Raw genomic sequence first — 6,586 nt, 5'->3', positions numbered from 1 at the left:
CATCCTCGGCGGCTCGCGCCATACGCTGCACCGCTTCGCCACCGAGATCATGCCCGAGTTCGGCCGCGACCCACTCATCGAATCCAGCCCCGCTGAACTCGCAGCAGTCTGATAACGCACCAGGGAGACTGTCATGACTATCGACCGCCAGGCTTTTCGCAATGCCATGTCTGAGTTGGGTGCCGCCGTCAATGTAATCACGTCTGACGGCCGTGCGGGCCGTTATGGCATGACTGCCAGCGCCGTTTGCAGCATCACCGATGACCCCCCGACGCTGGCAGTGTGCGTGAACCGCGCAAGCCAAAGCAACGTCGTGTTCAAGGAAAATGGGGTGCTATGCGTGAACACGTTGAACGCGGAGCAGGAGGATATTTCGGCTGTGTTCGCAGGCGCGACGAAGTGCGCTGCGGAAGCGCGGTTTGAAACCGGAAGCTGGACTCGGCAGTTGACTGGCGCACCCGTGCTAGACGACGCCGTGGTGTCGTTTGACTGCGTTATCACGGACAGTGTCGAAAAGGGTACCCACACGGTCTTCTTCGCTGAAGTGGTAAAGACCCGCTATGCATCGAAGGATTGTGGGGGACTGATCTATTTCCGTCGCGGCTACCACCACGTTGGCGCCGACGAGCTCGAGGCGCTCGCTGCCTGATCATCCGACTTATACATACCAAACCGGAGTTACGACATGCTGGTGCACATCGATGCGTCCCTCAACGTCACGCTACGATTCCCTGAAGACCTAAAACGGTTCAGCGTGGAGATCGAAGGCAGCAGGGAAGATTTGCCACGTATCCAGGCTGCCGCCAACGTGGCCGGCGACTTAGTCGATGCCGACACGATGTGGGTCTCGCAGGCCTGGCTACGCCAAGCCCCGGCATGTGCAGGCCACCAAGCTTGGCAAGACGGTTTGACCGGCATGATTGAATTCGCTCGCAAGCATGGCTGGATCCGCAACGGCAGCGAGGATGTGCGGGCCCATGTGGTGTGGAATCCCCCGCAGGATAGCCGTTGAAAGTCGCGTACCCAGATTCTGCAGTTCTCAACTGATCTCCAAATTTTCTATGACACGTCTTGACCTCAACGCGGCTTCCCTGCTGATTGACACTGCCTTGGCGAAGGGCCGTGAACTCGAACTCGAGCCCCTGTGCGTTGTAGTACTTGATGCAGGCGGCTATATGATCGCCGCAAAGCGCGAAGACGGCGCCAGCATTTTGCGACCCGGCATCGCGACTGGAAAGGCATATGGTTGCCTCGCGATGGGATTCGGCGGACGAGAATTGGCGCGCCGTGCCGAAAAGAATCCAGCCTTCATGAACGCTTTGTCTGACATGACGTTGGGCAGGGTTGTGCCCGTGCCCGGCGGCGTGTTGATCCGAGACGACGACGGCGCGGTGCTCGGTGCGGTGGGGGTAAGCGGAGACGCATCGTTGAAAGATGAAGCGTGCGCCCTCGCCGGAATTGCTGCGGCGGGCTTGCAGGCCGATCACGGCGATCCCGCCTGATGGCTGGAGACGCGAATATGATCCGCAATGCAGAACAGCTCACTGCAGAGGCTCGTAATCAATTCGCCCCAACAGGAACGCTCCGGGCCTCGATCAACTACGGCAATCCGATACTGGCGCAAAGAACCCCAGCGGGCGAATTGACAGGCGTGTCAGTGGTCTTGGCCACGGAGCTTGCCCGCCGGTTGGAGGTGCCACTGGAGCTGGTGCCTTTCGATGCCGCCGGTAAAGCTTTCGGCGCACTGAGCGCCGGCAAATGCGACATCGGCTTCCTTGCTATCGATCCAGTGCGCGGCACGGCTATTGACTACACGGCCTCTTACGTTCTGATTGAGGGTGCGTTCCTGGTCCGTAACGACAGTGGTTTTTTCGACATTGTAGACATCGATGTGCCGGGTGTTCGTATTGCCGCGGGACTGAACACGGCATACGACCTCTACCTGCGGCGCGAGTTGAAGCACGCGCAATTGGTCTATGCTCCACTTTCCTCCGAAGCGATCGAGCTATTCCTCGACGGGCAGGCCGATGTCGCCGCAGGAATTCTTCAGCCTCTCGAAGTTGCAAGTCGTCAGCATGACGGTCTACGGCTCGCCGGTGACAGATTCATGTCCATCGAACAGGCGATGGCCATGCCGAAAGGTCGAGACCTCGCGATGACGTATCTTCGACAATTTGTAGAGGATGCCAAGGTATCTGGTCTCGTGCGCCAGGCCCTGGACGCGAGTGGACAGACCGAGGCCAAAATTGCGCCACCTCGCCCCGATCATGGGTGAATACCATAACAAAACGGCCGGTTACTGACCGAGTTCATGGTCTAAGTCGCTGTCACGGATTCAAAGTATATGAACTATCCAAATACCCAACTGTTCATCGATGGCAAGTGGCAAGACGCTGTCGATGGCAGGACACTGGCCGTGCTTAATCCCGCAACAGGGCAGGAAATCGGCCGAGTGGCGAGAGCGGGAAAGGCCGAACTCGAGAATTCCGTTGAAGCAGCCGAGAAAGGCTTCCAACTGTGGCGTAACAGCACCGTAGCGGAGCGAAGTCGCGTGATGCGCCGCGCAGCCACCCTGCTTCGGGAGCGGGCTGAGGCTATTGCAACGATTCTGACGACGGAGCAGGGCAAGCCGTTCGCTGAGGCACGGATTGAAGTGCTGGCAGCAGCGGACATCATCGAGTGGTTTGCAGAGGAGGGTTTCCGCGTGTACGGTCGTCTGGTGCCCTCGCGCAAGGATCCGGCTATTCGCCAGATGGTGGTAAAGGATCCGGTAGGACCCGTCGCGGCATTCACGCCCTGGAACTTCCCGATCAATCAAATGATACTGAAGGTGAGCGCCGCGCTTGCCGCGGGATGCTCAGTTGTGGCCAAGGCGTCCGAGGAGACGCCTGCAGCGCCAGCGGCGCTTGTGAAAGTGTTCGCTGACGCTGGCATCCCGGCAGGTGTGCTAGGCCTGGTGTATGGAGACCCTGCCGAAATCTCCACGTATCTCATCACGCATCCAGTCATCCGCAAGGTAACCTTTACTGGTTCGACGCCGGTCGGCAAGCAATTGGCTGCGTTGGCGAGCGCCCATATGAAACGCGCGACGATGGAACTCGGGGGCCATGCTCCGGTGATCGTCTGTGAGGACGCCGACATTGACGCAGCCGTGAAAGCCGCCGGCTTCGCGAAGTTCCGCAATGCTGGCCAAGTCTGCATTTCGCCGACACGGTTTCTTGTTCACAAGAGCATTGCACGCGAGTTCGGGAACGCGCTTGGCGAACACGCTGCCGGCCTCCAGGTTGGCGACGGTCTGAAGGAAGGTACCCAAATGGGACCACTCGCCAATAGCCGTCGCCTGGATGCTATGGCCGAATTCATGCGCGATGCCAGGGAAAAAGGCGCCAACGTATTGACAGGCGGAACGCGGATCGGAGAGGTGGGCAACTTCTGGGCACCGACGGTGCTGACCAACGTTCCTCTCGATTCCAAAGTCTTCAATGAAGAGCCGTTTGGCCCCATCGCTGCCATCCGAAGCTTCAGCGACATGGAGGAGGCTATCTCGGAGGCGAATCGCCTGTCGTTCGGGCTCGCGGGGTACGGCTTCACTCGCTCGCTGAAGAACGCTGACCTGCTTGCCCGCAAGGTAGAAGTTGGCATGATGTGGATCAACATGCCGGCTTCGACAAGCCCCGAGCTGCCGTTCGGCGGCATCAAGGATTCAGGGTATGGTTCCGAGGGGGGGCCGGAGGCTCTCGAGGCGTACCTCAACGTGAGGTCTGTCGTTGTGTTAAATGCGTGAGTTTCGCGTTTTTTGGTGGCCGGAGAAATACAACGCATAACGTCCGGTAGACGCGGGGACCCGGCTACCACCAATCTGAGGTCTGAAAGGCTCTTTGGGGTGCAGGAACGGCCATTCATATGACGCTAGGGAATGTCGGAGGATGGCCGCTCATGGCCGGCTACCGTCATTGCGCTTTACGTCATCCCCGCTTGATGCGGGCGGGGGAGGGCCGTGGCAGAGGTTGCGGCGAGGCAATAAGGTCCGATAACGCCCCCTTGTCGCCCTTGGTTAGCACGCGGATGTGTCGCGAGCCATACGATTCGATCCAAGCTATGCGATCAGTCTAGAAAGGGGTTTGGGTTGCCTTCACGGTCGGTGTCAGTGACACGCGCCAACGCTGGCTGCTTTGTCATGCTCGCCAGCCACTCGATGCGGACACGGCGAGCTCGCCCAGGCTATCCCGCGTTCAGTCATCGGCGATCGCGGCCACGGCCTCAGATAACTCAAGGCCGGCAGGCAGTGCCGAGCCATCTGTACGGCTCTCTTTGTGCCCATAACGCCGCATTCACTGAATCATATTCTTTCACCAATTGGTGAAAACGCCATTTTCAGTGAAAATTTCGGCCGCTCTTCAAGATTTATGATATTTTCAGCGGATGTTGAAAGGGGGCCATTTAATGAAAGAGGCGGAAGCCCATGTTGGGGAGGCGTTGCGACGGCTGCTCGAGAAGATCCCGATCCTTCAAATCGAAGACATCGAAGCCCCCGCTGTGTCCGGCGATTGGCGGCCGGACTTTATCGCCCGGTTACTCGTGGACGGGCGGGAGCACTTGCTCATATGCGAGTACAAGTCGAACGGCCAGCCGCGGTACGCCCGTTCCGCCCTTCTCGAACTGCGTAATTTCGTGGCACAGCGAGCCCCGCAGGCGACGCCCGTCTTCATCGCACCCTACCTCTCACCTGCGGTGAGGCAATTGTGCGCAGAAATGGGCGTCGGCTATCTCGACCTGGAGGGAAACGCCCGGATAGCCTTCGGCGGCGTGTTCATCGAACGCATGGTGGCAGACAAGCCCGCCGCCGAACAACGCGAACTAAAGTCGCTGTTCAGGCCGAAGTCGGCCCAGGTTCTACGCGCTATGCTGCGCGATCCCGACCGTGCTTGGCGCGTCACCGAGTTGTCGGAAATCTCCGGAGTCAGCCTGGGGCACGTCAGCAATGTGCGCAACGGCTTGATTGATCGGGAATGGGCGAGCGCGTCGGACGATGGCCTCGTCCTCTCAGCGCCCGGCGCGCTGCTTGACGCATGGCGGGACAGCTACACACCGCCGTCAGGTGAGCGGCTGCGGTTTTACACGCCATTGCATGGCAACGCGCTGGAAGGCGCGGCCCGCAATGCGTTGGGCACAGAAGACGGCCAGGGACATGCTGCCTTTGCATCCTTTTCGGCCGCACAGTGGCTTGCACCTTATGGGCGAACCGGCACCCACTACTTCTTCGCTGACGAAAATGGTCTGCGCAAGCTCCAAGCCGCACTAAAGCTCTCGACTGTCTCTAAGGGCGAGAACGTGGTCGTCACCGTTCCCAAGGACTTGGGCCTGCTCGCAGACACACTTGAACCTGCACCGGGCGCGATTTGCACGAGCCCCGTCCAGACCTACCTTGATCTATCCATTGCGGGCGAACGCGGCGCTGAGGCCGCCGAGCACCTGCGCCAAGAAAAGCTCTCATGGTCCAGATGACACCCCAGGAACCACAGTCGGCCGCCGAGTACGATGACCGGACGACCGCAGCTGTGAAGTCGGTGCTGATTGAGATCGGCCAGATCCTTGGTAGCTTCAAGGGCAAGTTCGCCATCATTGGCGGTGCAGTTCCTTGGCTGCTACTGGCCAACGAGGATATGCCGCACGTCGGCACGCTCGACGTGGACGTAGGACTGGATGCGGAAGCACTCGGCGATGGCGAGTATGCGACCTTGATCGGCGCGCTTCAAGGCCATGGATACGCACAGCGCGAAGGGCTTCGGCGCTTCCAGTTGGTTCGCCAAGTCACGACGCGAGATGGTGGGGGAGCGATCGACGTCGTGGTCGATTTCTTGATGCCGCGCGACGCGGAGATCGTCAAGAACAATCCCCCCTTGATTAGCGACTTCGCTGTGCAGCGGGCGGACGGCGCCGACTTGGCGATGCGGTTCTACCAGCTGGTCGCTGTGGCAGGGCCGATGCCGGACGGAGGAACCAACCGGGTGGAGATCGCGGTGTGCTCAATTCCAGCTCTTCTTGCGATGAAAGGTCACGCACTGGCGGGCCGCTACAAGCAGAAGGACGCCTACGACATCTACTACTGCGTGCGAAACTACCCAGGCGGTATCGAGGTGCTGGCACAGGAATGTCGCCTTCTGCTGGGGCATGCCAGTGGCGAGCGCGGTTTCCGACACATCGCCGACAAGTTCGACACTTTCGAGGGTTACGGACCCACCTGCGTAAGGCGTTTCGTCGAGGACACGCATGCGCTAGGCGATCGCACGCCAGAACAATGGCAGCAAGATGCTTTCGGGCAGATCGACGCGCTGATGCGTGCCATGGCCCTGCGAGGTTGAGTCGCACGTCAATGGACTACGCGCGACTTCGCAACCTGCTGGACCCTCTCGTCAACGCGCTGAAGGAAGCCGCCACCAAAGCGCGTACGAGGAGCAGCTACGGGCCGGCGGCAACACAGTGGCCAGAGGCACTAGTACCACATCCCGCAAATAGCTTTAATAATTATCGGGTTGTAAATACGGCTCCAGGAGCGTGACGATCAACTGGGCCATCTCGTCGAGTG

Annotated in this window: 7 protein-coding genes; all 7 read left to right on the top strand. The window is 59.7% G+C overall.

What is annotated here, in order from left to right:
- The first annotated feature begins 133 nt into the window (after positions 1-133).
- The 7 genes from J8I82_RS37020 to J8I82_RS36990 all read left to right on the top strand — a co-directional run bounded on the left by J8I82_RS37020 (position 134) and on the right by J8I82_RS36990 (position 6,362).
- A complete protein-coding gene (locus J8I82_RS37020) occupies positions 134-649 on the top strand; it encodes a flavin reductase (protein ID WP_209765528.1) in 516 nt (171 codons plus the stop codon).
- 36 nt (positions 650-685) lie between these two features.
- Positions 686-1,012 carry a hypothetical protein gene (locus tag J8I82_RS37015; RefSeq protein ID WP_209765526.1) on the top strand — a complete coding sequence of 109 codons (327 nt, stop codon included), beginning with the start codon at positions 686-688 and terminating at the stop codon, positions 1,010-1,012.
- 49 nt (positions 1,013-1,061) lie between these two features.
- Positions 1,062-1,502, top strand: coding sequence for a GlcG/HbpS family heme-binding protein (locus J8I82_RS37010; RefSeq protein ID WP_209765525.1), 441 nt, complete (start codon positions 1,062-1,064; stop codon positions 1,500-1,502).
- Between the two features lie 17 nt (positions 1,503-1,519).
- Complete coding sequence (locus J8I82_RS37005) at positions 1,520-2,275, top strand: transporter substrate-binding domain-containing protein (protein WP_209765522.1); 756 nt, start codon at positions 1,520-1,522, stop codon at positions 2,273-2,275.
- A gap of 69 nt (positions 2,276-2,344) precedes the next feature.
- Positions 2,345-3,784, top strand: a complete 1,440-nt coding sequence (locus tag J8I82_RS37000; RefSeq protein ID WP_209765520.1) for an NAD-dependent succinate-semialdehyde dehydrogenase — start codon at positions 2,345-2,347, stop codon at positions 3,782-3,784.
- 638 nt (positions 3,785-4,422) lie between these two features.
- A complete protein-coding gene (locus tag J8I82_RS36995; RefSeq protein ID WP_209765518.1) occupies positions 4,423-5,505 on the top strand; it encodes a hypothetical protein in 1,083 nt (360 codons plus the stop codon).
- On the top strand, positions 5,493-6,362 hold the full coding sequence (locus J8I82_RS36990; protein ID WP_209765516.1) for a hypothetical protein: 870 nt from the start codon (positions 5,493-5,495) through the stop codon (positions 6,360-6,362). The genes J8I82_RS36995 and J8I82_RS36990 overlap by 13 nt, the downstream gene beginning before the upstream one ends.
- Positions 6,363-6,586: the final 224 nt, after the last annotated feature.

This window comes from Cupriavidus consociatus (genome assembly GCF_017814975.1).
Lineage (GTDB): Bacteria > Pseudomonadota > Gammaproteobacteria > Burkholderiales > Burkholderiaceae > Cupriavidus > Cupriavidus consociatus.
Note: the sequence above shows the minus strand (reverse complement) of the source record. Positions and strands in the feature narration are given on the sequence as shown.

Excerpts from the sequence above, each read along its gene's own strand:
- J8I82_RS37020 (WP_209765528.1), top strand. The coding sequence starts at position 134 with ATGACTATCGACCGCCAGGCTTTTCGCAATGCCATGTCTGAGTTGGGT.
- J8I82_RS37010 (WP_209765525.1), top strand. The coding sequence starts at position 1,062 with ATGACACGTCTTGACCTCAACGCGGCTTCCCTGCTGATTGACACTGCC.
- J8I82_RS36995 (WP_209765518.1), top strand. The coding sequence starts at position 4,423 with ATGTTGAAAGGGGGCCATTTAATGAAAGAGGCGGAAGCCCATGTTGGG.
- J8I82_RS37005 (WP_209765522.1), top strand. The coding sequence starts at position 1,520 with ATGATCCGCAATGCAGAACAGCTCACTGCAGAGGCTCGTAATCAATTC.
- J8I82_RS36990 (WP_209765516.1), top strand. The coding sequence starts at position 5,493 with ATGGTCCAGATGACACCCCAGGAACCACAGTCGGCCGCCGAGTACGAT.
- J8I82_RS37000 (WP_209765520.1), top strand. The coding sequence starts at position 2,345 with ATGAACTATCCAAATACCCAACTGTTCATCGATGGCAAGTGGCAAGAC.
- J8I82_RS37015 (WP_209765526.1), top strand. The coding sequence starts at position 686 with ATGCTGGTGCACATCGATGCGTCCCTCAACGTCACGCTACGATTCCCT.